Here is a 24,365-nt window from a genome sequence, read left to right on the forward strand (position 1 = left end):
GAGCTTCTTTGTCATATTTGTTTCTGCAGTTCATCTTTTACCAGGACGGCTTTGATTTTAAAATAATCTATTTCTTCCGGAAGTTCTTCTTTGATTGGTTTAAGTTTGTCTCTTCCAGCTTTTTCAGCAGCCTGTAAAACGAGCTTTTCTTCAGTTTCATTGAATATTTCTGACCAGTCAATTACATTGCCTTCTCTGACAGAGCGAAATATATGCTCTTGAATTGTTATCGGTGAGAAATTTCGCTTTTTGGCTATTTCTCTTATTGAATCTCCATCCTTGTAATAGTCAAAGGAAATCAGGTAGCTTGGGCGATCATCTATTGGTTCCTCTGTTTTTGAAGGTGCTTCTGCAGCCGGATTAGGCGAAATATTATGTTCTTCGGCAAACTCTCTGATAGCCTGGATAAAGTCTTCCCCATACTTTTCATACTTCATTTGCCCTACACCTTTAATATTTAACATCATGTCCTTGCTGACTGGAAAATACCGGCTCATTTCTTTTAATGATGCATCAGCAAATACTACGAAAGGAGGGACATTTTCCTCATCTGCAAACTTTTTCCTGAGCTTTCTCAGCATCTCGAAGAGCTCAATGTTTTCATCTGTTTCCTGAACAGGCACCGGTTCGCTTATTTTCATAAATAATCTTTTCTGCCCCTTCAACACGGGAACCGCACTGGCTGACAGCCTTACTGTTGGATATTTCCCATCTGTTAAAGCCAGATAGTCCTCGGCCAGAAGATAGTTTATCATATCAGCAATCTCTTTTTCTTTGCGGTTTTTCAGCAATCCAAATGTTGAAAGTTTATTAAAATTCATTTCGCGGATTCTCTTATTATTGGAGCCTTTTAAAACCTGGGCTGTCAAAGTAATGCCAAATCTTTCTCCCATCCGCTTAATGCATGAGAAAATCATTAATGCTTCCTGAGTAATATCCATGCTTGTCCGTTCATCCAGACAGCTGCTGCATTTGCCGCATCGAATAGGATCGGCATTTTCATCAAAATATTCAATGATATAGGACTGGAGACATTTTTCTGTATGGCAGTAATTCACCATATCCTTTAGCTTGCTGTATTCCTGCTCCATTTTTTGTTGATTCAGACTGCTCTCCTCTATCAAAAACTTCTGCAGCTGGATATCCTGAGGGGCAAACAGCAGGTAGCATGTACTATCCACGCCATCTCTGCCAGCCCTCCCCGCTTCCTGATAATAGGCTTCAATGTTCCGCGGAAGATTATAGTGGATGACAAATCTGACATTGGATTTATCAATCCCCATTCCAAAAGCATTCGTGGCGATCATAATGTCTGATTCATCGTATACAAAGGAATTCTGTGCTTCTTTTCGTTCTTCTTCCTTTAAGCCTGCATGATACTTGGCAGCTGAGCAGTTCTTGCTTTTTAAAAATTGGTACAGCTGGTCCGTTTCCTTGCGGCTTGAAGTATATATAATTCCCGCTTCGTTTTTATGTTTCTTTATGGTCTGCAATATAAAGTCCCTTTTGTTAACACCTTTCAAAACGTGGAAAGATAAATTCTCCCTTGCAAAACCGGTAATAAACGTATGTTCCTCTCCTATGTTTAAAAGCCTGCGAATATCCTCTGCGACATCACGTGTTGCTGTTGCTGTCAAAGCAGCGATTACAGGTTTCTGGTACAGGCTGTTTAGCTCTTCGACAACGGAACGATAACTTGGTCTGAAATCATGTCCCCATTGAGAGATGCAGTGCGCCTCATCAAAGACGATAGCACTAATTGAAATATCGTTTAATAATTCCAAAAAGGCCATGGAACCAAATCGTTCCGGCGCCACATACACGAGCTTATATTCACCATTGCGTATTCCGGCCATAACATGCTGATACTCAGCTGAAGACAGCGTGCTGTTGATAAAAGCAGCCGGGATGCCGGCAAGGCTAAGAGCATCTACTTGATCTTTCATCAGGGAAATTAAGGGAGAGATCACAATGGCCGTTCCGGGGAGTACAAGAGCGGGTATTTGGAAGCAGATTGACTTTCCGCCTCCAGTTGGGAGAATGCCAAGAGTATTGTTTTGAGAAAGGATATTTTGAATAATATCCTGTTGGCCAGGGCGGAAAGAGGTATATCCAAAATATTTTTTCAGATAGTTTTCGGCTTGTGCCAGCAAATTGATCACCAACTCAACTAATATAATTTGTCTATCATTCTCATGATACCAAAGCTTTTTTAAAATGTAATCCTAAAAGAAAAGCGGAAGCGCCTTGCCCGCGAAGGAACGCAGACTAAGAACGCCACGTCCTGTGGCAACGTCTGCATGACCCCCATCCTGGGGGCCTCACCTCGAGGGGCTGGGCAAGGCGCTGGAGCTAGACAGTTATCCGCGTTCAAAATTTTATACTTATCTTAAAAAAACACCTTCTGAAAAAGTTCAGAAGATGTCTGCATTTATTAAAGCGATATTTTTTCTACGGTATTTACGGGAGACCCCAGCCATTTTGAAGCAATTTTAGAAAAAATGGCTGTTGAGCCCGTTGTGCAGAATTTATATTCAGGGTTCTCAGCAACAGCTTTTAGCATTCCATAGTGATGCAGAATGGTACTTGCTTCCCTTGCTGTTTCCTCACCGGAACTGATGACATTTACGTCTTTTCCCATTACATTTTTTATAATTGGTTCTAATAAAGGATAATGGGTACACCCGAGAATGAGTGTATCCATTCCTTTGCCTTTAATAGGCTGAAGAGTCTCAGCCACGATTTTTTTGGCAACAGAGCCTTCATACTCCCCGCTCTCTACAAGAGGAACGAATTTAGGGCATGCCAGACTATGCACATCAGATCTCCTGTTTAACTGAATCAGCGCATTTTCATATGCCTTGCTTCTGACTGTGCCTTCTGTGCCAATGACACCAATTTTATGATTTTTTGTTACTTTTATAGCTGTTCTGGCCCCAGGGAAAATGACACCGATAACCGGTATCGTGAGTTCCCTGCGTATTTCTTCAAGGGCTACAGCAGTAGCAGTATTACAGGCAATGATCAGCATTTTAATATTTCTTTCAAGCAAGTATTTCGTCATTTGCCAGGTAAAAGATTTTACCTCGTCACCAGGCCGGGGGCCATAGGGGCATCGGGCTGTATCTCCAAGGTAAACAATATCTTCATTTGGCAGCTGCCGCATGATTTCTTTTGCGACTGTTAAGCCTCCGACTCCGGAGTCAATAATTCCTATAGGTTGTTTCACAAGTACCGCCTCATTCTCCTCGCATATCATGGTGTAATTTCATTAAGTTATCTTTTAGGAACAAGACCTCATTATGTGAAGAATTTTTTAAAACTTCTTTTAGATAATCCTGGCGTTTTTTTATAACTTCTTCAATAATCCGTTCTCCTTCTTCAAGCAGGTGGATCCTGACCACTCTTCGGTCATTTGGGTCTTTAACCCTCTTCACAAGGGTGTTTTTCTCCATTCGGTCAACAAGATCTGTTGTCGTGCTGCATGCAAGATACATTTTGTTTGATAGCTCACCGATGGTCATATCGCCTTCTTCAAAAAGCCATTGCAATGCAACAAACTGAGGAGGGGTAATGGTGAAATCACTTAGAATTTCCCTTCCCTTCTGCTTGATAATGCCGGATATGTATCTTAAGTCTTTCTCAATTTCAGCTACAACATCATTTATTTCATTTGTTTTAGGATCTTCAAGCTTCATTCTTAAACACTCCCATTTAAGCTTATACGACGTTTTCTGCCCTTGTGCATTTATTTTCACCTTTTTCCGTATAAATTTCAAGATAGAAATAAAACCAATAATGAAAAACCCCTTTATAAATGTGATAACCGGCTTCCCAGAAGGATAGCCGGTCTAAATTAAAGTTCTAGCTCTCCCATTCGAAGGAGCTCTACAACAGCTTGTGATCGCCCCTTTACACCAAGCTTTTGCATGGCATTGGAAATGTGGTTCCGAACCGTTTTTTCACTTATAAACAATTCACCAGCGATTTCCCTTGTTGTTTTATCTTGTACTAACAATTCGAATACTTCTCTTTCTCGTTTGGTGAGTAACGGCTTGTGAGTATATTCATTCTCCTTCAAGTATTGTAACCCTCCTTGCCTTTCGCCAGCTATGAACCGCGGGATGGGTATATATTTAGTCACCATATCATATGTCAGCAAAACAGCCGAAGTGACTATATTTAGTGAAAGGAGAAAGTTATTTTCAAAAATGTGCCATTTGTGCCGCTAGGCTCGTACTTTAACCCCGCTTTTCAGCATTTCTTTCATCTCTGCGGTCCAAGGCACACCCTTGCCTGTCACCTTTGATATCTGCACCATCGTGCCCCTGCCGGTGAAGCAAACTGAACCGTCTGATTTCTTGCCCATATAATGAAGATCAACAGAAGAATTACCTATCGAAGCAGCTTTTACATAAATTTGTATCTCTTCATCAAAGAAAACCTGGCAGATAAAATCGCATTGGAGGTCTGCTACGACTGGTATGGTTTCATTATTAAGTTTTACCCAGTCCTGCATAAAGCCTTTGCTTTTGAAAAATTCTATCCGTGCTTCTTCATAATATGTGAATGGAACGGTATTGTTCAAATGTCCAAACATATCTGTTTCAGAAAATCTGACTTTTACTGGATGGAAGAAAATGAATTCTTCTTCCCATTTTTTAAAATCGTCAATATAGCTCAATTTTTTCATGGCAGTTCCTCCCGGCTATTAATGAATGAGCGCTCACTCTGTTATATTTCATTATAGTATTTTTGGAATTATTTGAAAACCTTTCAGCATGTGTTAAAATATTGTGCCTCTAATTAAATTTATGGAAAATTAATTCTGCCCGTTGATTTTCCGTTGCTGGTAATCAAGCTTTCCCACGGGGCTGCCGACGCTTCGCGTCTGCGGCCCTCCCATGGTACGCTACTTGCGAAGGACGTTGAATAAACTTCCTTGAATCCACACCGCATGAAGAAAATGCCATGCATTTTCGAGGATCTCGCGCCTTCCACTCCACTCAGCTCAGTGGTTAAATTTAATTAGCTGCTCAAAGAAACCTAAAAAAACCCCTCTCCAAAAAGGAAAGGGGTTTTAAGATGTTTAGATCTGATCGCTTCCAAAGAAGTTTTTGAAAGACTGGAATGTTGTATCGCGGTTAAGTGCCGCAATGGATGTTGTTAAAGGAATGCCTTTCGGGCAGGACTGTACGCAGTTTTGAGAGTTTCCGCAGTTGGCTAGTCCGCCATCACCCATAATTTGCTCCAGGCGTTCTGCTTTATTCATTTCACCAGTTGGGTGAGCATTGAACAAACGAACCTGTGATAAAGGAGCTGGCCCAATAAAGTCAGATTTGCTGTTTACATTCGGGCATGCTTCCAGACAAACACCGCATGTCATGCACTTTGACAATTCATATGCCCATTGGCGCTTTCTCTCAGGCATACGCGGTCCTGGTCCCAAATCATAAGTACCATCGATCGGAATCCACGCTTTAACCTTTTTCAAGGAGTCAAACATACGGCTTCTGTCTACCTGCAGGTCACGGACTACAGGGAACGTGCGCATCGGCTCAAGACGGATCGGCTGTTCCAGCTGATCTACAAGAGCCGTGCAGGACTGGCGGGGCTTTCCATTAATAATCATTGAACATGCACCGCAGACTTCTTCAAGACAGTTCATATCCCATGCGATTGGAGTAGTATGTTCACCCTTCACGTTGACCGGATTACGGCGAATTTCCATAAGGGCAGAAATAACATTCATATTTGGACGGTAATCTATTTCAAACTCTTCCTGATAAGGGGCTGAATCAGGAGTATCCTGGCGGCTGATTACAAAACGGACTGTTTTAGTTTTTGTTTCTTGCATGGATTAATTCTCCCCTTTCTTTTTAGAATAGTCACGCTTACGCGGTTTTATTAAGCTTACATCAATGTCTTCGTAATGGAATGCAGGAGCGGAATTTGCATCAACAAACTTCGCCATTGTTGTTTTCATGAATTCCTCATCGTTACGCTCTGGGAAATCCGGCTTATAGTGTGCACCGCGGCTTTCATTACGGTTGTATGCACCAATTGTAATAACACGAGCCAATTGAAGCATATTCTGCAATTGGCGGGTAAAGCTTGCACCCTGATTGCTCCACTTCGCAGTGTCATTAATATTGATGTTTTTATAGCGCTCCATAAGTTCAACAATTTTTTCATCTGTTTTCAAAAGCCTGTCATTGTGGCGTACAACCGTTACATTATCTGTCATCCATTCACCAAGCTCTTTATGAAGGACATATGCATTCTCTGTGCCATCAAGAGACATAATATTATTCCATTTTTCTTCTTCCTGTTTTACGTGGCGGTCAAATAATGATGATGGCAGATCTTCAGCACTCTTATCAAGGCCGCTGATATATTTGACAGCATTCGGACCTGCTACCATACCGCCGTAAATGGCTGATAGAAGGGAGTTTGCACCCAGACGGTTGGCACCATGCTGTGAATAATCACATTCACCTGCAGCAAATAGGCCAGGAATATTCGTCATCTGATCATAGTCCACCCATAGTCCGCCCATTGAATAGTGGACAGCAGGGAAGATTTTCATTGGCACTTTACGCGGGTCTTCACCCTGGAATTTTTCATAGATTTCAATAATTCCGCCAAGCTTAATATCAAGCTCTTTAGGATCTTTATGGGAAAGATCAAGATAGACCATGTTTTCCCCATTAATGCCAAGCTTCTGGTTAACACACACGTCAAAAATTTCACGGGTTGCAATATCACGAGGCACCAGGTTTCCATAAGCAGGATATTTCTCTTCAAGGAAATACCATGGTTTGCCATCTTTATATGTCCAAACTCGTCCGCCTTCACCACGCGCAGATTCACTCATTAGACGAAGCTTATCGTCTCCCGGAATAGCGGTTGGATGAATTTGAATAAATTCTCCATTTGCATAATAAGCACCCTGCTGATAAACAATCGAGGCAGCTGAGCCTGTGTTAATAACAGAGTTAGTGGATTTCCCGAAGATAATTCCAGGTCCGCCGGATGCCATAATAACGGCGTCAGCAGCAAAAGACTTGATCTCCATAGAAGTCAGGTTCTGGGCAACGACACCCTTACAAGCTCCATCATCGTCGATTACTACCCCTAGGAATTCCCAGCCTTCGTACTTTGTTACTAAGCCTGCAACTTCATGGCGGCGGACCTGCTCGTCCATCGCGTAAAGAAGCTGCTGACCTGTCGTAGCACCAGCGAATGCTGTACGGTGATGCTGTGTACCGCCAAAGCGGCGGAAGTCAAGCAGCCCTTCAGGGGTACGGTTGAACATAACACCCATACGGTCAAATAAGTGAATAATTCCTGGTGCTGCCTCTGCCATCGCTTTAACAGGCGGCTGGTTTGCCAGGAAGTCTCCGCCATAAATTGTATCGTCAAAATGAATCCAAGGAGAATCGCCTTCCCCTTTTGTATTTACTGCTCCGTTGATGCCGCCCTGGGCACAAACAGAGTGAGAACGTTTAACCGGCACTAAAGAAAATAATTCAACCGGAGTCCCTGATTCTGCAACTTTAATTGTCGCCATTAAACCGGCTAATCCGCCGCCGACAACTATAACCTTTCCTTTACCCATAGTGACTCACTCCCTAATTACTAGTACAACTTAGAAAAGCGCAGAGCGCCTGCCTATCGCGCTTAAAGCCAGACTGCTTCTCAAAGCTGCAATATTATTGGCACGTTATAAATCCGAAGTCTAATAGTCTTTTATTGTCTTTTAAATGAATGCTGTTAGAGCACGTACACCAACAATAGATAGTGCAATGAATATTCCGATCGTTACATACGTGGAAATAACCTGTGAACGAGGAGATACTGTAATTCCCCAGCTGACAAGGAATGACCAAAGCCCATTAGCAAAGTGGAAAATTGCAGAAATGACTCCAATAATATAGAACCAGAACATAAATGGATTAGATAGGATGTTCTCCATCATCTGAAAGTTAACATCTGCTCCAAAGGCAGCCTGTACACGTGTTTCCCAAACATGCCATGCAACAAAAACCAGTGTAATGACACCTGAAACACGCTGCAGCATAAACATCCAGTTTCGGAAGTATCCATACCTGCTTGCGTTATTTTTTGCAGTAAAAGCAATATAAAGTCCATAGATTGCGTGGAACAGCAAAGGTAGATAGATTACAAACGTTTCAAGGAATATTCTGAATGGAAGACTTTCCATGAAATGCGCTGCATTATTAAAAGATTCCTCTCCCCCTGTTGCAAAATGGTTCACTACAAGGTGCTGCACCAAAAACAAACCAACCGGTATAACCCCAAGTAATGAATGCAATCTGCGATTAAAAAACTCACGATTACCTGCCATAAACTTTCCCCCCCTGATTTTAAAAAAATGATGCTGAGCCCCCGCTCAGGACATCATCTCGAAAATGTTATTCATTTTCTTACAATTATGTGACATGTCCATTTTACTCCCAAGATAATAGAGCGTCAAGAAAACGGATACATAAAATGTTCCATATTAATAAAATTTTTAAAAAATATTAGCGGCTAAAAAACATATATTATTCTGCGGTTCAATATGACCCAGTTGCTGCTCTCCAGTATACTGGAATAGTAATTATTTCTATGCAAATCGTTCTATTTTTTCCCGAATTGATATTAACTCTCTCAGCATATTGTATATAATAGAATCATAGAAAGAGGGGAGACTATTGAGCGAATTAGCATCTGCGAAATCCACTAATGAAGATCACATACAGTCAGTTCCGGTTTTTGGCTATGAACTAATCCGGGAAGTGCTGCTGCATGACCTTTTGGGAAATGAAGCACCGGAAATTTTATATTGGGCAGGCAAAAGGATCGCACGCATGTATCCTCTGGAAACAGCCGGCCAGATTGCCGAGTTTTTTATAAACGCCGGCTGGGGAAATCTTTCCATCGCAAACGAATCGAAAAATGAAATTGAAATGGAATTATCCAGCCAGCTGATTACAGACCGCTGCAAAAAAAATCATAACTGCACCTTTCAGCTTGAGGCCGGATTTATAGCCCAGCAGATTGAACTTCAAAAAGAAGTCATTTGTGAGGCATTCGAACATCCCCGCAAAAAAACTGGCAAAATCCTTATTACAGTGAAGTGGGATAAAAAGGATCCTGCTGAGTAATATCATATGTACAAACAATAAGCTATCAATTTTGATAGCTTATTGTTTGATATTCCTGGAATTAAGCCTTAACCGGAGAAACCGACAGATTGAATGCATCATGCAAAGCATCAACTGCATCAATCATTTTGCTGTTTTCAACAACCGCCGATACTTTAATTTCTGATGTGCTTACCATTTTCACCGTTATTTTATTCGCGGAAAGCACTTCGAACATTTCTGCAGCCACACCCGGATTGGAAATCATGCCTGAGCCAACAATCGAAACCTTAGCAAGGCCCGATTCCCATTCAATTCTGTCATAATTTAATTGTTCTCTATGCTTTTCCAGCACTTTTACTGTATCTGTGAGATCTTCATTCTTTATTGAAAATGAAAGGTTTGTCGTCTGAGCCTCTGTCATGCTCTGGATAATGATATCAACGTTAATGCGATTTTTGGCAAGCGCCGAGAAAATAGTAGACAATCCAGTCATTGAATTAGGAAGACCAAGAATCGTCACCCTTGTTATATCATCCTCAAATGCCACACCGCGCACGACTAAGTTTTGTTCCATTTTTACTTCCTCCTCAATGATTGTTCCGGCTTCCTTCTCAAGGCTTGAACGCACTTCAAGGGGAAGTCCATAATTTTTCGCAAATTCGACTGCTCTTGGATGGAGCACACCTGCCCCCAAATTGGCCAGTTCAAGCATTTCATCATAGGAAACAGAACATAATTTTCTGGCATTCTTTATAAAGCGGGGATCTGATGTAAATACCCCGGTTACATCAGTATAAATATCACATTTATCAGCTTTAAGTGCTGCAGCCAGTGCAACAGCCGTTGTATCAGATCCGCCCCGGCCAAGTGTGGTGATGGAACCATCTTCAGTCATCCCCTGGAAGCCTGCCACAATTACAATTTTCCCCTGGTTTAATTCACCCTGAATGGTACCTGGATCAATATTCACTATCCTCGCATTGCCATGGACTGCTTCTGTTTTAATGCCTGCCTGCCACCCTGTAAAAGAAACGGCGGGATGCCCTTTCGCATTTAAAGCCATTGCCAATAAAGAGATGGTCACCTGTTCGCCGGTTGTAAGCAGCATGTCCATTTCCCTTTTATCAGGTGAGGGGGAAATCTCCCTTGCCATGCCAACCAGCTGATCAGTTGTTTTGCCCATTGCCGAAACAACTACAACAACATCATTTCCCCGATTTTTTTCTTCAATTACCCGATTGGCAACATTTTGAATTCTGTCTACAGTCCCCACGGAGGTGCCCCCGAATTTCTGCACAATGATTCCCACAGCTTTCCCTTCTTTCTAAAGAAATAGTAATTTTGTGATTTGCCGTCCTATGTAAGTGAAGCATATCAGTTCACTCTGCTGTATTTGACAATGGCCTTAACTCTAAAATACCCTTTTGGGCAATAAAAAAAGCAATGGAATAGTTTACTATCCCATTGCTGTGCAGCCAAAGTATAAAAATGAGCAAACACAGTGAGATAGCTCTCCAGGACGGCATTGTCCTGACAATCCTGCATTTATTCAATGCAGAACCAGCAGAAAAAATGATGAGATTTTCTCCACTTCGGCGAACGTACCCTTTCAAAGCTTTTCATGGAAGCTCATTCTTCTCCAAGCTTTTACTGATGAAGTTCGCACCTCTACCTTCACTTAACGATTCGGTTCATAGTCCCAAAACTTTGTTTGAACTAAATGAACATACGCTTTATCGCTATAAAGTGATATTGATATAAAGTTTGAATTAGTATAACATATCTGAAATTTTCTGTCTATATCCATTTATGACTTAGGATTTCCATTTTGTTCCTCGAGCCTCAACTTCAATTCCTCGGCAACATTCTCAGGAATGCCTATTTTCCTATACTCCTCTATTGGTGCTTCTTTCATTTTCTTTACAGATCCAAAGGCTTTCAGCAGCTGTTTCTTTCGTTTTTCTCCTATGCCGGGAATATCATCAAGAATAGACTGAAAGGCATTTTTCCCGCGAAGCTGGCGATGAAAAGTAATCGCAAAACGATGAACCTCGTCCTGAATTCTCTGAAGCAGATAAAATTCCTGGCTGTTCCTTGCAAGTGGAATAATTTGAAGCGGATTACCATATAAGAGCTGAGAAGTCCTGTGCTTTTCATCCTTCACCAGGCCAGAAATCGGAATATCCAGACCGAGCTCATTTTCAAGCACATCCCGTACAGCTTCAACATGCCCTTTTCCCCCATCAATCATGATTAAGTCCGGAAGCGGCAGCTCTTCTTTCAGTACCCTTGTATATCTGCGCCGGACTACTTCTCTCATGGATTCATAGTCATCAGGGCCTTTAACAGACTTAATCTTATATTTACGGTATTCTCTTTTCTCTGGTTTGCCATCAATAAAGACGATCATGGCTGAAACAGGGTCCGTTCCCTGGATATTTGAATTATCAAATGCTTCTATCCGGTGAGGCGTATATATTCCAAGCTGATCCCCCAGATTTTCTACAGCCTTAATTGTCCGTTCTTCATCACGCTCAATTAAAGAAAACTTCTCCTGGAGAGCAATTTTTGCATTTTTATAAGCAAGCTTCACCAGGTCCTTTTTTTGCCCTCGCTGCGGTTTTAGCACCTTAACATCCAGAAGCTGTTCTGCCATTTCAGCATCAACCGAATCCGGTGCCAATATTTCTCGCGGTTTAAAGTGGTTTGCTTTTGTATAAAACTGGCCGAGGAAAGTTAAGATTTCTTCTTCCGGCTCATTATAAATAGGGAACATTGATACATCTCTTTCAATGAGTTTACCCTGTCTGATGAAGAATACCTGAACACACATCCATCCTTTATCAACCGCATATCCAAATACATCCCGGTCGGTAAAGTCTGTCATTGTCATTTTTTGCTTTTCCATTGTTGCATCTATATGGGCAATTTTATCCCTAAGCTCCTTTGCCCTTTCAAAGTCCAATTCTTCAGCAGCTGCTGTCATTTTTGCAGTCAGGTCTTTTTTAATCTCTTTGTATCCGCCATTCAAGAATTTTGCAATCTCGTCTGTCATTTGCTTATATTGGTCTTCACCTACGGCCTTCACGCATGGCGCAAGACATTGGCCTAAATGATAATAAAGGCAAACTCTGTCCGGAAGAGTTGAACATTTGCGGAGAGGATAAATTCGGTCGAGCAGCTTTTTTGTTTCATTGGCAGCCTGCACATTGGGATATGGTCCGAAGTATTTTCCCCTGTCTTTTTTTACTTTTCTGGTTGTAATTAGACGGGGATGGCGTTCGGCCGTCAATTTGATAAAAGGGTAACTTTTATCGTCCTTCAGCATTACATTATATTTCGGATCATATTTCTTGATCAGATTCATCTCAAGGATCAGTGCTTCCATATCTGAAGAAGTGACAATGTACTCAAAATCTACGATCTCATTAACAAGTCTTAATGTTTTTCCGTCATGTGAGCCTGTGAAATAGGATCTTACACGGTTTTTCAGGATTTTTGCCTTCCCCACGTATATGATGGTACCCTGCCTGTCTTTCATCAAATAACATCCCGGCTGGGCAGGAAGCAGCATCAGTTTATTTTTTATCGTATCATTCATGGCACTACACCTCCCCGGTTAAAACTTTTTATTGAAGTTCAATTTATTCATTGTTTGGCATAATCATTTTGGGGTGAAAGCTAGTATAATACTTTGTTTGCGCTGGCAGCAAACCAATATTATTTAGCCGCTAATATGCAGATGGCACATTATTACCATCTTATTATATCAGCCTGGAAACCTGCAGCATAACAACAAAACCCATATGACAAAAAAATCCCGATGTCCTTATGGGACACCGGGAAAATTCCTTATAAATTACGCATGTTTTGAAAGTAATTCAGCGAGAGCCTCTTTCGGCTGGAAACCAACCACTTTATCTACAACTTCACCGTCTTTTAGAACGATTAATGTCGGAATGCTCATTACGCCAAACTTTCCAGCAGTTTCCTGGTTTTCGTCAACATCGATTTTTACAATTTTTACTTTATCGCCCATTTCAGAATCAAGCTCTTCTAAAACAGGAGCGATCATTTTACAAGGGCCGCACCAAGGAGCCCAGAAATCTGCCAATACTAATCCCGAACCAGTCTCAGCAGTGAAGTTTTGGTCAGTTGCATGTGAAATAGCCATTTGATATGCCTCCTAAAATTTAACTCAAATACTAACGAAAGTATACCATCGTTTATTATATGTTGCGAACAATCTGCTCGATCGTAATTTACCCTATTTGGAACAGATTATTCTCTTTCTTTCCCTATTGGCACTATGTATAATGGGCGGCCATCAGCCGCCCATTCGATATACTATCTTATGCATTTACTTTAAGCTTTTTGAATTCTTCAGTTAACAGTGGAACAACCTCAAACAGATCTCCAACAATACCATAATCAGCTACTTTAAAGATATTGGCTTCCGGATCTTTGTTAATGGCTACGATTACTTTTGAGTTGGACATCCCAGCTAAATGCTGAATAGCACCGGAGATGCCGCAAGCAATATATAGATCTGGTGTTACAACCTTACCGGTTTGGCCAATTTGCAGCGAGTAGTCACAATAATCAGCATCACAAGCTCCGCGTGATGCACCCACTGCTCCATTTAGAACCGAAGCAAGTTCTTTTAATGGCTCAAAGCCTTCCTCGCTCTTAACGCCGCGGCCGCCGGCAATGATAACCTTAGCTTCGGATAAATCAACGCCTTCACTTGCTTTGCGGACAACTTCCTTAATGATCGTGCGAAGATCTTTGATTTCTGCTGCAACAGAAGCAATATCTCCTGATCTTGATTCATCTTTCTCCAATGGAGCTATGTTGTTTGGACGAATTGTTGCAAAGAGGAGGCCATCTGTAACAATTTTCTTTTCAAAAGCTTTACCTGAATAAATCGGGCGTGTGAACACCAGGTTGCCGCCTGCCTCTTCAAGGCTCGTTACGTCAGAGATTAAACCTGACTCCAGCTTGGCAGCAATTTTAGGAGCGAGATCTTTCCCTAATGCTGTATGTCCAAAAATCAGGCCTTCCGGACTTTCGGAATCAATCACAGCCATTAAAGCCTGTGAAAAGCCGTCAGGAGTATACTGCTTCAGCTTTTCATCTTCAACAGTTACAACACGGTCAGCACCATAGTGAATCATTTCATTAGCTAAAGCGCTTACAGAATCACCAATTAAAACACCTACAACCTCTCCGCCTTCTGACGCAGTCTTACCAGCTGCAACAGCTTCGAAGGATACATTACGCAATGAACCGTCACGGACTTCACCTAACACTAATACTTTTCTAGCCATATGTTTTACCCCCTGCGTTATTATTATCAGTTATTGATGATCAGACAACTTTGGCTTCAGTATGAAGAAGTTTCACAAGTTCCTTAACTTGATCTTCCAGCTCACCTTCAAGAACTTTTCCTGCTTCCTTCTTAGGAGGCAAATAGATTTCAATTGTTTTTGTTTTGGCTTCAACATCGTCCTCATCAAGATCAAGATCATCAAGCTCAAGCTCATCAAGTGGCTTCTTTTTTGCCTTCATAATTCCCGGCAAAGATGGATAGCGCGGCTCATTTAACCCCTGCTGAGCTGTGACCAATAATGGAAGTGATGTCTCAATTACTTCTGAATCCCCTTCAACATCGCGCACTACTGTCGCAGAGCTGCCATTGATATCAAGCTTTGTAATAGTTGTTACATAAGAAATGCCCAAAATTTCTGCTACACGAGGTCCAACCTGTCCCGAACCCCCATCAATTGCTACATTTCCTGCAATGATTAAGTCAGCATCTTTGTCTTTCAAGTATTCGGATAAGATTTTTGCAGTCGTGTATTGATCTCCACCTTCAAGATCATCTTCTGTATTTATTAATACAGCTTTATCGGCACCCATCGCAAGAGCGGTACGGAGCTGCTTTTCAGCTTCTTCTGTTCCTACGGAAACAACCGTCACTTCTCCGCCATTCGCATCCCGAACCTGGATTGCTTCTTCAATTGCATATTCATCATATGGATTAATGATAAATTCAGCGCCATCTTCATTGATTTTGCCGCCGGAGATGGTAATTTTTTCCTCGGTATCAAATGTTCTCTTCATTAATACGTAGATGTTCATGATTTCCCTCCTAGTAATTAAGCATTGTCATAAAACAAAGCCATTAATTAAAACATTTCTTCACTTCGAAAGATTGAAAATATTTAACGCATACAGAAAGGCTTATCTGCTTGGAACTGCCCGCTTTTAGAATTGAGCGGGCGCTCGCTCACAGACCATAATATAACCATTGAATCTTCTGAAGATTAGATCATCCGCATACAAGTCTATTATAATAGATTATGAGGATGAATGTAATCTTTCAGCACAAATCTTTTAAAACACTATTTTCCGGTAAAGCTTGGTTCACGCTTTTCAATAAACGCAGATATGCCTTCCTTGCCATCTTCAGAAACAAATACCTCCCCAAACAATTCTGCTTCTTTTTTAACACCTTCGTAGAATTGCCCCGTCTTTCCGTAGTTTAAGAGCTCAATGGCCGCCTTGATCGAACCAGGGCTCTTCTTGGCAATTTTCTTCGCCATACTATAAGCATTGTCCAACAGCTGCTCCTCAGGATAGGCATGGTTAGCCAGACCATATTGCACTGCCTCAAGCCCGGTAATTGGGTCACTAGTGAAAAGCATTTCTGCTGCACGCGCTGCACCTACATATCGGGGAAGCCTCTGAGTTCCGGCAAAACCAGGAATTAATCCAAGCTGAAGCTCTGGAAGACCCAGCTTTGCGTTTTCAGCTACGAGACGGAAATGACAGCCCATGGCAAGCTCCAAACCGCCGCCCAATGCCGCTCCATGAATCGCTGCAATAATTGGCTTAGGGAATTTTTCCATTCTCTCAAAGAGATCCTGTCCATAAGTCGCCAAGCTTGAAAAATCTTCACCGCTTTCAATGGTTGTAAATTCTTTAATATCAGCGCCTGCTGAGAAGAATCTGCCCTCCCCATGAATAAGGATTACCCTAATTTCCTCATTATTTTCAACTTCATCCAGGACAGCTGAAAGCTCTTTCAATAGACCTGATGAAAGAGCATTCGCAGGCGGACGTTCAATAGTAATCGTCGCCACAAAGTCCTGATGGGACCATTTTAGATATTCCATCTTATCCCTCCTGACTATATTATAGAGCACTTTATCTGCCTCAAAGTTTTCCGCACCCGCCGATCAAAAGTTTATGAACAGGCTCTGCCAATGCAGTAAGATCATATTTTTGCTCATTCATTACCCATGTGGTCACTGTTTCATCCATGGTGCCAAAAATCATCTGGCGCGCCAGCCTAATGTCCAGATCAGCTGGAAACTCACCGCTCTCCCTGCCATCAGCAAGAATCCTTTCCACTAAAGCAAGGTATCCTTTGAGCACCTCATTAATTTTATGGCGAAGGTCTTTATTGGACTGCCTCAATTCGAGCTGGGTTACAATTGCCAGGTGCCTGTCTTCCGAGAGCATTCTAAAGTGTGATTCTACCATCATTAATAGTTTCTCTGCAGCTTTTTCTTTTCCTGCAATTTTTTCTTCAATTTTCTCAACAAAGTAGCCCATTTTATCCTGAAAGAGGGATATTAATATATCTTCTTTGTTTTTGAAATATAAGTATATGGTGCCATCAGCGACACCAGCCTGTTTGGCAATTTTTGATACCTGGGCCTGGTGATATCCATTTTCAGCGATCACGACTACAGCCGCATCAATAATTTGCCGGTATTTAGGCTTTGTTTTTTTCAATAGGTTCCCTCCTTTCAGAATAAACAGGTGCATAGATTTTTAAGGAGCAGCAGGGCTGGAGTAATTCCATACCTGCTGCCGGGATTGGCCAATCAGCTTCGTTTATTTTTGAATTTAAAAAATGATCTAAAATGAATGAATCATCATTCATATTTTTATAATAGTAGGACAATTCATTCGTGTCAAGAAATTATCCCTAGAAATATATTTTATTATTACATTTCTTTTATGTCTGGACAAGCTTAATGGCGCAAAAATAAAGAGCCGATCGAAAATCGGTCTCTGAAGTTAAGCCCGCTTTTCCTCTTCTTCTTTAAATTTCTTTTTTTCTTCATCTACTAATGCCCTTCTCAGTATTTTTCCAACAGCTGTCTTAGGAAGCTCCTTGCGGAATTCATATTGCCTTGGAACCTTATATGCTGCAAGATGCTTTCTTGCAAACTCATTCAGCTCTTCTTCCGTTGCTTCTTTGCCCTCTTTCAGCACAATATATGCTTTTACTGTTTCTCCGCGATATGGGTCAGGTATACCTGCAGCAATCACTTCCTGCACGGCTGGATGCTCGTATAGCACTTCCTCTATTTCACGGGGATAAATATTGAATCCCCCTGCAATAATCATATCTTTCTTCCGGTCCACTACATAGAAGTATCCATTCTCATCCATATAGCCCAGGTCACCTGTAAGCAGCCAGCCATCTCTTAAAGTCTGTGCTGTTTCTTCCGGGCGGTTCCAATAGCCTTTCATTACCTGAGGACCTTTAACTGCAATTTCGCCCACTTCTCCTGCCGGAAGCGCTTCTCCCGTTTCCAGTGAAAAAATCGCTGCATCTGTATCAGGCCAAGGGACACCTATACTGCCTTTGACACGGGGGCGATCCCATAAGAAATTAGCATGTGTAACAGGTGAAGATTCCGTCAAACCATAGCCCTCTACAAGCTTTCCTCCTGTTATTTCTTCAAATTTCTGCTGGACTTCAACGGGCAGGGCAGCAGATCCGCTGATGCAAGAGTCTATGGAAGATAAATCATATTTTTTTATATCCGGATGGTTCAATAACCCAATGTAAATCGTTGGGGCACCAGGGAATAAGGTCGGCCTCTCTTTATGAATAGTTTTCAGGGTCGTTTCCGGATCAAATTTCGGAAGGAGGACCATTTTTTGAGCATCCATAACAGATAAGATCATAACGGTTGTCATTCCATACACGTGAAAGAACGGAAGTATGCCCAGCACTGTTTCCTCACCGCGTCTGCACTTATAGAGCCAGGCTTTACACATGGCTGTATTGGATACCAGATTGCTGTGCGTAAGCATGACACCCTTTGGAAAACCGGTTGTGCCGCCTGTATATTGCAGTAATGCCAAGTCTTCTTCAAAATCGAAGTCATGGATTTTCATCGGTTCAGCCGGCCTCTTTAAAATCTCCGTCAGCAAATGGTTATGCCCTTCATGTTTTACATTTACGACAATGCCATACTGTTTTTTCTGGATAAAAGGATATATTAGATTTTTAGGGAATGGAAGAGCATCTTTGACAGCGGTTACAACTATATGCTTCAATTCTGTCTGCGGCACCACTTTGCTCACTTTCGGAAATAAGATATCCATTGTAATAATTGCTTTTGCTCCTGAATCTTTCATTTGGTATTCCAATTCCCGTTCCATATACAGCGGATTTGTCTGGACAACAACCCCGCCAGCCATCAGAATTCCATAATAGCTGATAACGGACTGAGGAGTATTCGGAAGCATAATCGCGACGCGGTCTCCCTTTTCAATTCCAAGTTTCTGTAAATAGGCGGCAAGCTTCAGGGAAGATTCATATATATATTTATATGTGAATTCCTTTCCCATAAAGTGGATGGCTATTTTCTCCGGAAATTCTTCTGCAGCATTCTTTAAATAATCTTGTACCGGCTGTTTGGGATATGACAAGGTTGAGGGGATTTCTGCCGGATATTGCTTAAGCCATGGTTTTGCTTCTGCCATTTTGTCCCTCCTTTGCTTCATGCCCATCAGAAAAGCGCAAGCGCCTTACCCACCCCCGACAAGCACAAGACGAGCCTCACGGAAAGGCGTTCTTTGCCTTTTGGGAGGATTGCCCGAAATGTGAAGGCGACTGCCCAGGGACGACAGGCATAAGACAGTTCCTGTAAGAAGGCGTTTTTCCTTCTGAAAGGAAACGGCTTATGACCCCGAGTCCCTATGAGCCGCAACTAGACAAACCGAAATGTGGAGGCGACTGCTCAGGGACGACAAGCATAAGACGAGCCCTGCAAGAAGGTGTTCTTTCCTTCTGGAAGGGATTGGCTTATGTCTCGAGTCCCTAGAAGCCGAAACAAGACAAGCTTGTGACCTCGAGGGGGTAGGCTACTTGCGCTAGACAGTTATTGAAGTTCAAAGTTTCACTTGCTAAACTTTTAGAAAAGCGATGGACACCTTCTGAACTTTTAGAACATTCTAACTGTTCGACCTTATTATAATATAATGCTGGTTCTATGACAATTAGAATACGACCTTACAATCAGGAAGATATTTTTTTCAGAGGGCTGTCCAGCCTATCGGGGATATTCTTTTTAATGGACATAAAAAAAATCGCCATATATAATAGCGATTTTCCCATATCCTTATTTCACAAAAATATTATGTTATGAAAAATATATAAATGGCCCCTATAAGAAGAAACACTCCGCTAAGAACCAGCAGAACCTTTGCTAACTTTTCCAATGTTAATTCTCTCCTTATGATAAACCTGCACCAATGACATAAGACAATCCGATTGACAGCACCATGGAAATAAAACCGACTGCTTTGTTATTATTTTCAATTTCTTCGTCAATTCTAAACTTAGGTGTTAAAAATTCAAAAATGAAATAGCCGATCAACAAAAGAAAAAATCCAAAAATTCCCCAGGTAATCATTGTCAGCAAGGTATCATTATGCATGATGGAATGTCTGAAGATATTGGCAATCCCAAAAATTTTTCCGCCGGTCGCCATCGCTACAGCGACATTTCCATTTTTGATTTCTTCCCAATTGCGATACTTGGTAACTAATTCAAAAACAGCTAAAAAAACAATCATACATAAAATGACTACACTATAATAAGCAGCTGTCTGAATAAATTCATTTTCCCAAAATTCTTTCATTTCCATTCTCCCCGCTGGAATTTAAGTACCCTCCCCCCTAATAAAAAACAAAAGGAGAGCGGGTGGCAAAGCTTATTTAAATTCAACGACTGTAACCCCTGTGCCGCCTTCTCCTGCTTCACCAAATCGAATTTTTTTAACTGACCTGTGATTTTTCAGATATTCCTGAACACCCTGCCTCAAAGCACCAGTCCCTTTACCATGAATGATGGAGACACGGGGATATCCAGCTAAAAGGGCATCATCTATATATTTCTCCACTCTTAAAAGTGCGTTTTCATATCGTTCGCCCCGTAAATCAAGTTCAAGGCTCACATGAAAATCTTTGCCTTTTACTGTTGCTACTGGTTTTGTTTCAACAGGTTTTGGACTCTTGACATATTCTAAATCCCTTTCGGCTACTTTCATTTTTAAGATGCCGATTTGAACCTGCCATTCATTGTCAGACACCTTTTCAAGCAAATGCCCTTTTTGTCCAAAACTCAGAACTTTTACCTCATCGCCTGCTTCAAACACATGTTTATTATTCTTTGGCTTTAATTTATTCTTTGCTGAGCTCATCTGCGGTGCAGCTTCGGACAGGCGTTTCTTTGCTTCTATCAGCTCATGTTCCTTCACTTCAGCATGTTTCTCCATGCGCATTTTTCTTAAATCGCGGATAATTTCTTCTGCTTCTGCCTTGGCTTTCTCAACGATATCCTCGGCTCTTTCTGCTGCTTTCTCATGCATTGCATCTTTTTCCTCATAAAATTCAGCCATTTGCTTTTGCAGATCTTTATGAAGTTTTTCTGCACTTTTCAAAAAGTCATTGGCTTCTTCCATGTCAGCCTCTGCTTGTCTGCGGCTTTCTTCAAGGGATGCAATCATATTTTCAACCTGATTTGTATCTGCTCCTATATAGGATCTTGCGGTCTCAATCACTTGATCCTTGAGCCCAAGCCGTTTTGATATTTCAAAAGCATTGCTTCGGCCCGGAACCCCAATCAGCAGCTTATAGGTTGGACTAAGCGTTTCAATATCAAATTCAACACTGGCGTTGATAACTCCTTCTCTATTATAGCCATAGGCTTTCAGTTCAGGATAATGAGTTGTGGCGATAACTCTTGCCCCCCGCTTGTATACTTCGTCAAGAATAGAAATCGCCAGGGCAGCACCTTCCTGCGGATCTGTACCTGCACCAAGCTCATCGAATAATACCAGACTATTGAAATCAACCTGGTCAAGAATATCCACGATATTAACCATATGCGAAGAGAAAGTACTCAAGCTTTGTTCAATTGACTGTTCATCCCCGATATCAGCATAAACATTTCCGAAAACAGCCGTTTCAGAACCATCAAGCGCTGGGATCTGCAGACCGGCCTGAGCCATCAATGTACAAAGCCCTACTGTTTTTAATGTAACTGTTTTACCGCCGGTATTTGGTCCCGTAATGACAATGGTCGAATATTCAGCTCCGAGCTTAATATCATTTGCCACTACCTCATCAATAGGAATAAGCGGATGACGGGCTTTGAATAATGAAATTATCCCTTCATTATTAATTTTCGGCTTGGAGGCCTTTATGCGTTTACTGTACCTGGCTTTAGCAAACATAAAATCGATTTCCCCAAGCACCTCTACAATGGTTTCCAGTTCACTGCTGTTTTCAGCGGCCTGTACTGACAGTGCGATGAGAATCCGTTCAATCTCCTGCTGTTCTTTTACCCTGATGCCCTGCAATTCATTGTTCAGCTGGACAATGGACGCGGGCTCAATAAATAATGTCTGGCCAGAGGAGCTTTGGTCATGGATAATACCGCCGTAATGTCCCCGGTACTCCTGCTTTACAGGTATGACAAAACGGTCATTGCGGATTGTAATAATCGCATCAGAAAGCATCTTTTGGGCACTGGTGGAGCGAATCATGCTCTCCAGACGCTCTCTTACACGTGATTCTTTCGTGCGCAGCTGATTTCGAAGAGAACGGAGAGTCTCGCTTGCACTGTCAAGCACTTCTCCATTGTCGTCAACCGCATTGCGGATAGACGTTTCCAGGTCAGCCAGTACAATAATTTTATCTGTATATCCCAGCAGGATCGGCAGGCTGCTTTCTTCCTCGGCAAATTCCTCGATGAACCTCTTCATCTGCCTGCTTGCATGAATCGTGCTGGATATCTGGTTAAGTTCCTGGGGACTAAGCATCCCTCCAATGACCGCTCTCTTCACATGAGGACGAATATCAAAAATGCCTCCAAGCGGTACATTTCCCTTAATTCTAAGTACTGTCACGGCTTCATCTGTCTCTTCCTGCCTGCGGATAACTTCTTCATAGTCAGTGGAAGGACGAATATTTATGGTCTTTTTTCTTCCCAAGGATGAAGAAACGTGCTCAAGCAGCTGTTCCTTCACTTTATTGAACTCAAGTATCTTCAAGACTCTTTCTTGCATGAGGATTTTCCCCTTTCATGCCCAATTTCCTACTGGCGTTCTTTCAGAAATTTGAGCAAATCTTCTGTTTCCATGGCATTTAAAACGGATTCCTTCTTGATCCATCCCTTCTTTGCCGCAGAAACTCCGATTTCCATGTGATTTAAAGTGTCTATTTTATGTGCATCAGTATTAATCACTATTTTCACACCAGCTTCCTGAGCTTGTCTGATATGCTCGGAAGCAAGGTCCAGCCTGTTCGGATTTGCATTCAGCTCAAGGGCTGTATTTGTTTCTTTTGCAAGCTCGATGAGCATTTCCATGTCTACTTCATAGCCTTCCCTGCGGCCGATCAATCTTCCCGTAGGGTGGGCAATAATGTCGACATGGGCATTCTGCAGCGCCGTTTTCAAGCGAGCCATGATTTTCTCCTTCGGCTGTGAGAAAGAAGAATGAATAGAAGCAATGACAATGTCCAATTCCTCTAGAAGTTCATCATCATAATCAAGCGATCCATCGGGCAGAATATCCATTTCCACTCCTGACAGAATCGTGAAATCATCGAATTGCTCATTAAGCCGCTTTATTTCTTCTTTTTGACTGCGAAGTCTTTCAGCAGTCAAACCGTTCGCCACTTTCAAGTACTGAGAATGGTCTGTTATTGCCATATATTTATAGCCGCGGGCCCGGCATGCTTCAATCATTTCCTCAATGGAATAGGCGCCATCACTCCAGGTTGAGTGCATATGAAGGTCACCCTTAATATCTTCAAGAGATATTAATTCCATGTCTTGCGTATATTCATCCACTTCTTTCCCATCTTCTCTGATTTCAGGAGGAAAGAATGGAAGTCCGAAATGGGCGTAAAATTCCTCTTCATCTTTAAAGGTAAGGATTTCACCTGTTTCATTGTTTTCAACTCCGTATTCACTGATTTTTTCCCCGCGCTCTTTTGCAAGCTGGCGCATTCTGACATTATGATCCTTCGATCCAGTAAAATGATGGAGTGTAGTGGCAAATTCATGCGGCAGAACTATACGGAAATCAGCCGATATATCATAGGAATGTTCAAAAACAACGGAAACCTTTGTATCTCCTGCGGCAATCACTTCTTTAATCCCGGATAAACTTAATAACTGCTCTTTGACTGAAGCAGGATTGTCTGTAGCTATAATAAAGTCGAGGTCTTTGATTGTTTCCCTCATTCTCCTTAAGCTTCCTGCCCTTGAGTATTTTTCGATATCCTTCATTTCCTCCAGGGCGGCTTCTATGCCTACCGCTACTGGCAGCATATATGCAAGCGGCAGCCGTTCCGGTCTGGTTCCTGCATTTTCAAGGGCAGCGAGTATCTTTTCTTCCGATTTTTCCCCAAAGCCTGCAAGTCCGCGGACCTTCTTATTGCGGCAGGCATCCTCAAGATCTGCGGCATTTTCGACGCCCAGCTCTTTATATAGCTTGGCAATTTTCTTGCCGCCCAGTCCAGGGAGCTGAAGAAGAGGAATTAATCCTGAAGGCAATTCTTCTTTTAATTCATCCAGAACAGAAGACTTTCCTTCTTTTATGTACTCCTCAATAACAGCAGCGGTTCCTTTCCCGATGCCGGATAGCTTTGTAAAGTCTTTTATTTCAGTCAAGCTTTCATCATTTGATTCAAGTGCCAGTGCCGCTTTTCGGAACGCAGCTGTTTTGAAAGGATTTTCTCCTTTTAATTCCATATAAACAGCAATTGTTTCTAAAAGCCTCACAACATCTTTTTTATTTATACTCACGAAAACCACCTGCCTGTAACTGTATTCGTATTCGTATTATCTCTTATTTTGTGTTTGAACTTCAAATCATGGCT

General features: G+C 41.9%; 21 protein-coding genes and 1 riboswitch. Of the genes, 1 reads left to right on the plus strand and 20 read right to left on the minus strand.

Translation table 11 applies throughout. The features are described from left to right. Positions 1 to 11: 11 nt before the first annotated feature. The 8 genes from recQ to A361_RS21940 all read right to left on the minus strand — a co-directional run bounded on the left by recQ (position 12) and on the right by A361_RS21940 (position 8,371). The gene (gene recQ / locus A361_RS21905; RefSeq protein ID WP_019383253.1) at positions 12 to 2,153 is read right to left on the minus strand and encodes a DNA helicase RecQ; all 2,142 of its coding nucleotides are present in this window, start codon (positions 2,151 to 2,153) and stop codon (positions 12 to 14) included. A gap of 281 nt (positions 2,154 to 2,434) precedes the next feature. After that, positions 2,435 to 3,229 (minus strand): glutamate racemase, encoded by a 795-nt coding sequence (gene racE / locus A361_RS21910; RefSeq protein WP_019383254.1) that lies wholly within the window; start codon positions 3,227 to 3,229, stop codon positions 2,435 to 2,437. Positions 3,230 to 3,239: 10 nt separating this feature from the next. Continuing rightward, the gene (locus tag A361_RS21915; RefSeq protein ID WP_009333183.1) at positions 3,240 to 3,698 is read right to left on the minus strand and encodes a MarR family winged helix-turn-helix transcriptional regulator; all 459 of its coding nucleotides are present in this window, start codon (positions 3,696 to 3,698) and stop codon (positions 3,240 to 3,242) included. Between the two features lie 158 nt (positions 3,699 to 3,856). Further along, positions 3,857 to 4,081 carry a helix-turn-helix domain-containing protein gene (locus tag A361_RS21920; protein ID WP_009333184.1) on the minus strand — a complete coding sequence of 75 codons (225 nt, stop codon included), beginning with the start codon at positions 4,079 to 4,081 and terminating at the stop codon, positions 3,857 to 3,859. A 147-nt stretch (positions 4,082 to 4,228) separates the two neighbouring features. Next, positions 4,229 to 4,693 (minus strand): acyl-CoA thioesterase, encoded by a 465-nt coding sequence (locus A361_RS21925; protein WP_019383255.1) that lies wholly within the window; start codon positions 4,691 to 4,693, stop codon positions 4,229 to 4,231. A 396-nt stretch (positions 4,694 to 5,089) separates the two neighbouring features. Beyond that, a complete protein-coding gene (gene sdhB, locus A361_RS21930; protein ID WP_009333186.1) occupies positions 5,090 to 5,857 on the minus strand; it encodes a succinate dehydrogenase iron-sulfur subunit in 768 nt (255 codons plus the stop codon). A 3-nt stretch (positions 5,858 to 5,860) separates the two neighbouring features. Next, positions 5,861 to 7,621, minus strand: a complete 1,761-nt coding sequence (sdhA, locus tag A361_RS21935) for a succinate dehydrogenase flavoprotein subunit (protein WP_009333187.1) — start codon at positions 7,619 to 7,621, stop codon at positions 5,861 to 5,863. A 141-nt stretch (positions 7,622 to 7,762) separates the two neighbouring features. Then, positions 7,763 to 8,371 carry a succinate dehydrogenase cytochrome b558 subunit gene (locus A361_RS21940; RefSeq protein WP_009333188.1) on the minus strand — a complete coding sequence of 203 codons (609 nt, stop codon included), beginning with the start codon at positions 8,369 to 8,371 and terminating at the stop codon, positions 7,763 to 7,765. Positions 8,372 to 8,720: 349 nt separating this feature from the next. On the opposite strand from A361_RS21940, the gene A361_RS21945 reads away from it, so the two are divergent. Further along, positions 8,721 to 9,173 carry a YslB family protein gene (locus A361_RS21945; RefSeq protein WP_009333189.1) on the plus strand — a complete coding sequence of 151 codons (453 nt, stop codon included), beginning with the start codon at positions 8,721 to 8,723 and terminating at the stop codon, positions 9,171 to 9,173. Between the two features lie 61 nt (positions 9,174 to 9,234). Here A361_RS21945 and A361_RS21950 read toward each other — a convergent pair whose 3' ends face one another. The 12 genes from A361_RS21950 to polX form a co-directional block, all read right to left on the minus strand. Then, the gene (locus A361_RS21950; RefSeq protein ID WP_019383256.1) at positions 9,235 to 10,464 is read right to left on the minus strand and encodes an aspartate kinase; all 1,230 of its coding nucleotides are present in this window, start codon (positions 10,462 to 10,464) and stop codon (positions 9,235 to 9,237) included. Positions 10,465 to 10,654: 190 nt separating this feature from the next. Beyond that, positions 10,655 to 10,834: riboswitch (Lysine riboswitch) on the minus strand. Positions 10,835 to 10,962: 128 nt separating this feature from the next. Beyond that, positions 10,963 to 12,756: an excinuclease ABC subunit UvrC gene (gene uvrC, locus A361_RS21955; RefSeq protein WP_009333191.1), complete on the minus strand. Its 1,794-nt coding sequence runs from the start codon at positions 12,754 to 12,756 to the stop codon at positions 10,963 to 10,965. Between the two features lie 258 nt (positions 12,757 to 13,014). Continuing rightward, entirely contained in the window at positions 13,015 to 13,329 is a 315-nt protein-coding gene (gene trxA, locus A361_RS21960; protein ID WP_009333192.1) for a thioredoxin, read from the minus strand. Positions 13,330 to 13,507: 178 nt separating this feature from the next. Continuing rightward, on the minus strand, positions 13,508 to 14,485 hold the full coding sequence (locus tag A361_RS21965) for an electron transfer flavoprotein subunit alpha/FixB family protein (protein WP_009333193.1): 978 nt from the start codon (positions 14,483 to 14,485) through the stop codon (positions 13,508 to 13,510). Between the two features lie 40 nt (positions 14,486 to 14,525). Continuing rightward, positions 14,526 to 15,299, minus strand: coding sequence for an electron transfer flavoprotein subunit beta/FixA family protein (locus tag A361_RS21970; RefSeq protein ID WP_009333194.1), 774 nt, complete (start codon positions 15,297 to 15,299; stop codon positions 14,526 to 14,528). 263 nt (positions 15,300 to 15,562) lie between these two features. Next, the gene (locus A361_RS21975; protein ID WP_009333195.1) at positions 15,563 to 16,336 is read right to left on the minus strand and encodes an enoyl-CoA hydratase; all 774 of its coding nucleotides are present in this window, start codon (positions 16,334 to 16,336) and stop codon (positions 15,563 to 15,565) included. A gap of 40 nt (positions 16,337 to 16,376) precedes the next feature. Next, a complete protein-coding gene (locus A361_RS21980; RefSeq protein ID WP_009333196.1) occupies positions 16,377 to 16,961 on the minus strand; it encodes a TetR/AcrR family transcriptional regulator in 585 nt (194 codons plus the stop codon). Next, a complete protein-coding gene (locus tag A361_RS30325; protein ID WP_162272015.1) occupies positions 16,942 to 17,112 on the minus strand; it encodes a hypothetical protein in 171 nt (56 codons plus the stop codon). Before A361_RS30325 ends, A361_RS21980 begins: the two co-directional genes overlap by 20 nt. Positions 17,113 to 17,249: 137 nt before the next feature. Beyond that, complete coding sequence (locus A361_RS21990; RefSeq protein ID WP_019383258.1) at positions 17,250 to 18,953, minus strand: long-chain-fatty-acid--CoA ligase; 1,704 nt, start codon at positions 18,951 to 18,953, stop codon at positions 17,250 to 17,252. A 752-nt stretch (positions 18,954 to 19,705) separates the two neighbouring features. Continuing rightward, positions 19,706 to 20,113 (minus strand): DUF350 domain-containing protein, encoded by a 408-nt coding sequence (locus A361_RS21995; RefSeq protein WP_009333198.1) that lies wholly within the window; start codon positions 20,111 to 20,113, stop codon positions 19,706 to 19,708. Between the two features lie 72 nt (positions 20,114 to 20,185). Continuing rightward, a complete protein-coding gene (locus A361_RS22000) occupies positions 20,186 to 22,543 on the minus strand; it encodes an endonuclease MutS2 (protein ID WP_019383098.1) in 2,358 nt (785 codons plus the stop codon). Positions 22,544 to 22,572: 29 nt separating this feature from the next. Beyond that, positions 22,573 to 24,291 carry a DNA polymerase/3'-5' exonuclease PolX gene (gene polX / locus A361_RS22005; RefSeq protein WP_019383097.1) on the minus strand — a complete coding sequence of 573 codons (1,719 nt, stop codon included), beginning with the start codon at positions 24,289 to 24,291 and terminating at the stop codon, positions 22,573 to 22,575. Between the last annotated feature and the right edge of the window lie 74 nt (positions 24,292 to 24,365).

It is taken from the genome of Cytobacillus oceanisediminis 2691, from assembly GCF_000294775.2.
In the GTDB taxonomy this organism is placed as follows: domain Bacteria; phylum Bacillota; class Bacilli; order Bacillales; family Cytobacillaceae; genus Cytobacillus; species Cytobacillus pseudoceanisediminis.

Excerpts from the sequence above, each read along its gene's own strand:
- A361_RS21995 (WP_009333198.1), bottom strand. The coding sequence starts at position 20,113 with ATGAAAGAATTTTGGGAAAATGAATTTATTCAGACAGCTGCTTATTAT.
- A361_RS21915 (WP_009333183.1), bottom strand. The coding sequence starts at position 3,698 with ATGAAGCTTGAAGATCCTAAAACAAATGAAATAAATGATGTTGTAGCT.
- A361_RS21925 (WP_019383255.1), bottom strand. The coding sequence starts at position 4,693 with ATGAAAAAATTGAGCTATATTGACGATTTTAAAAAATGGGAAGAAGAA.
- A361_RS30325 (WP_162272015.1), bottom strand. The coding sequence starts at position 17,112 with ATGAATGATGATTCATTCATTTTAGATCATTTTTTAAATTCAAAAATA.
- A361_RS21970 (WP_009333194.1), bottom strand. The coding sequence starts at position 15,299 with ATGAACATCTACGTATTAATGAAGAGAACATTTGATACCGAGGAAAAA.
- A361_RS21990 (WP_019383258.1), bottom strand. The coding sequence starts at position 18,953 with ATGGCAGAAGCAAAACCATGGCTTAAGCAATATCCGGCAGAAATCCCC.
- sdhA (WP_009333187.1), bottom strand. The coding sequence starts at position 7,621 with ATGGGTAAAGGAAAGGTTATAGTTGTCGGCGGCGGATTAGCCGGTTTA.
- uvrC (WP_009333191.1), bottom strand. The coding sequence starts at position 12,756 with ATGAATGATACGATAAAAAATAAACTGATGCTGCTTCCTGCCCAGCCG.
- A361_RS21965 (WP_009333193.1), bottom strand. The coding sequence starts at position 14,485 with ATGGCTAGAAAAGTATTAGTGTTAGGTGAAGTCCGTGACGGTTCATTG.
- sdhB (WP_009333186.1), bottom strand. The coding sequence starts at position 5,857 with ATGCAAGAAACAAAAACTAAAACAGTCCGTTTTGTAATCAGCCGCCAG.
- A361_RS21940 (WP_009333188.1), bottom strand. The coding sequence starts at position 8,371 with ATGGCAGGTAATCGTGAGTTTTTTAATCGCAGATTGCATTCATTACTT.
- A361_RS21975 (WP_009333195.1), bottom strand. The coding sequence starts at position 16,336 with ATGGAATATCTAAAATGGTCCCATCAGGACTTTGTGGCGACGATTACT.
- trxA (WP_009333192.1), bottom strand. The coding sequence starts at position 13,329 with ATGGCTATTTCACATGCAACTGACCAAAACTTCACTGCTGAGACTGGT.
- A361_RS22000 (WP_019383098.1), bottom strand. The coding sequence starts at position 22,543 with ATGCAAGAAAGAGTCTTGAAGATACTTGAGTTCAATAAAGTGAAGGAA.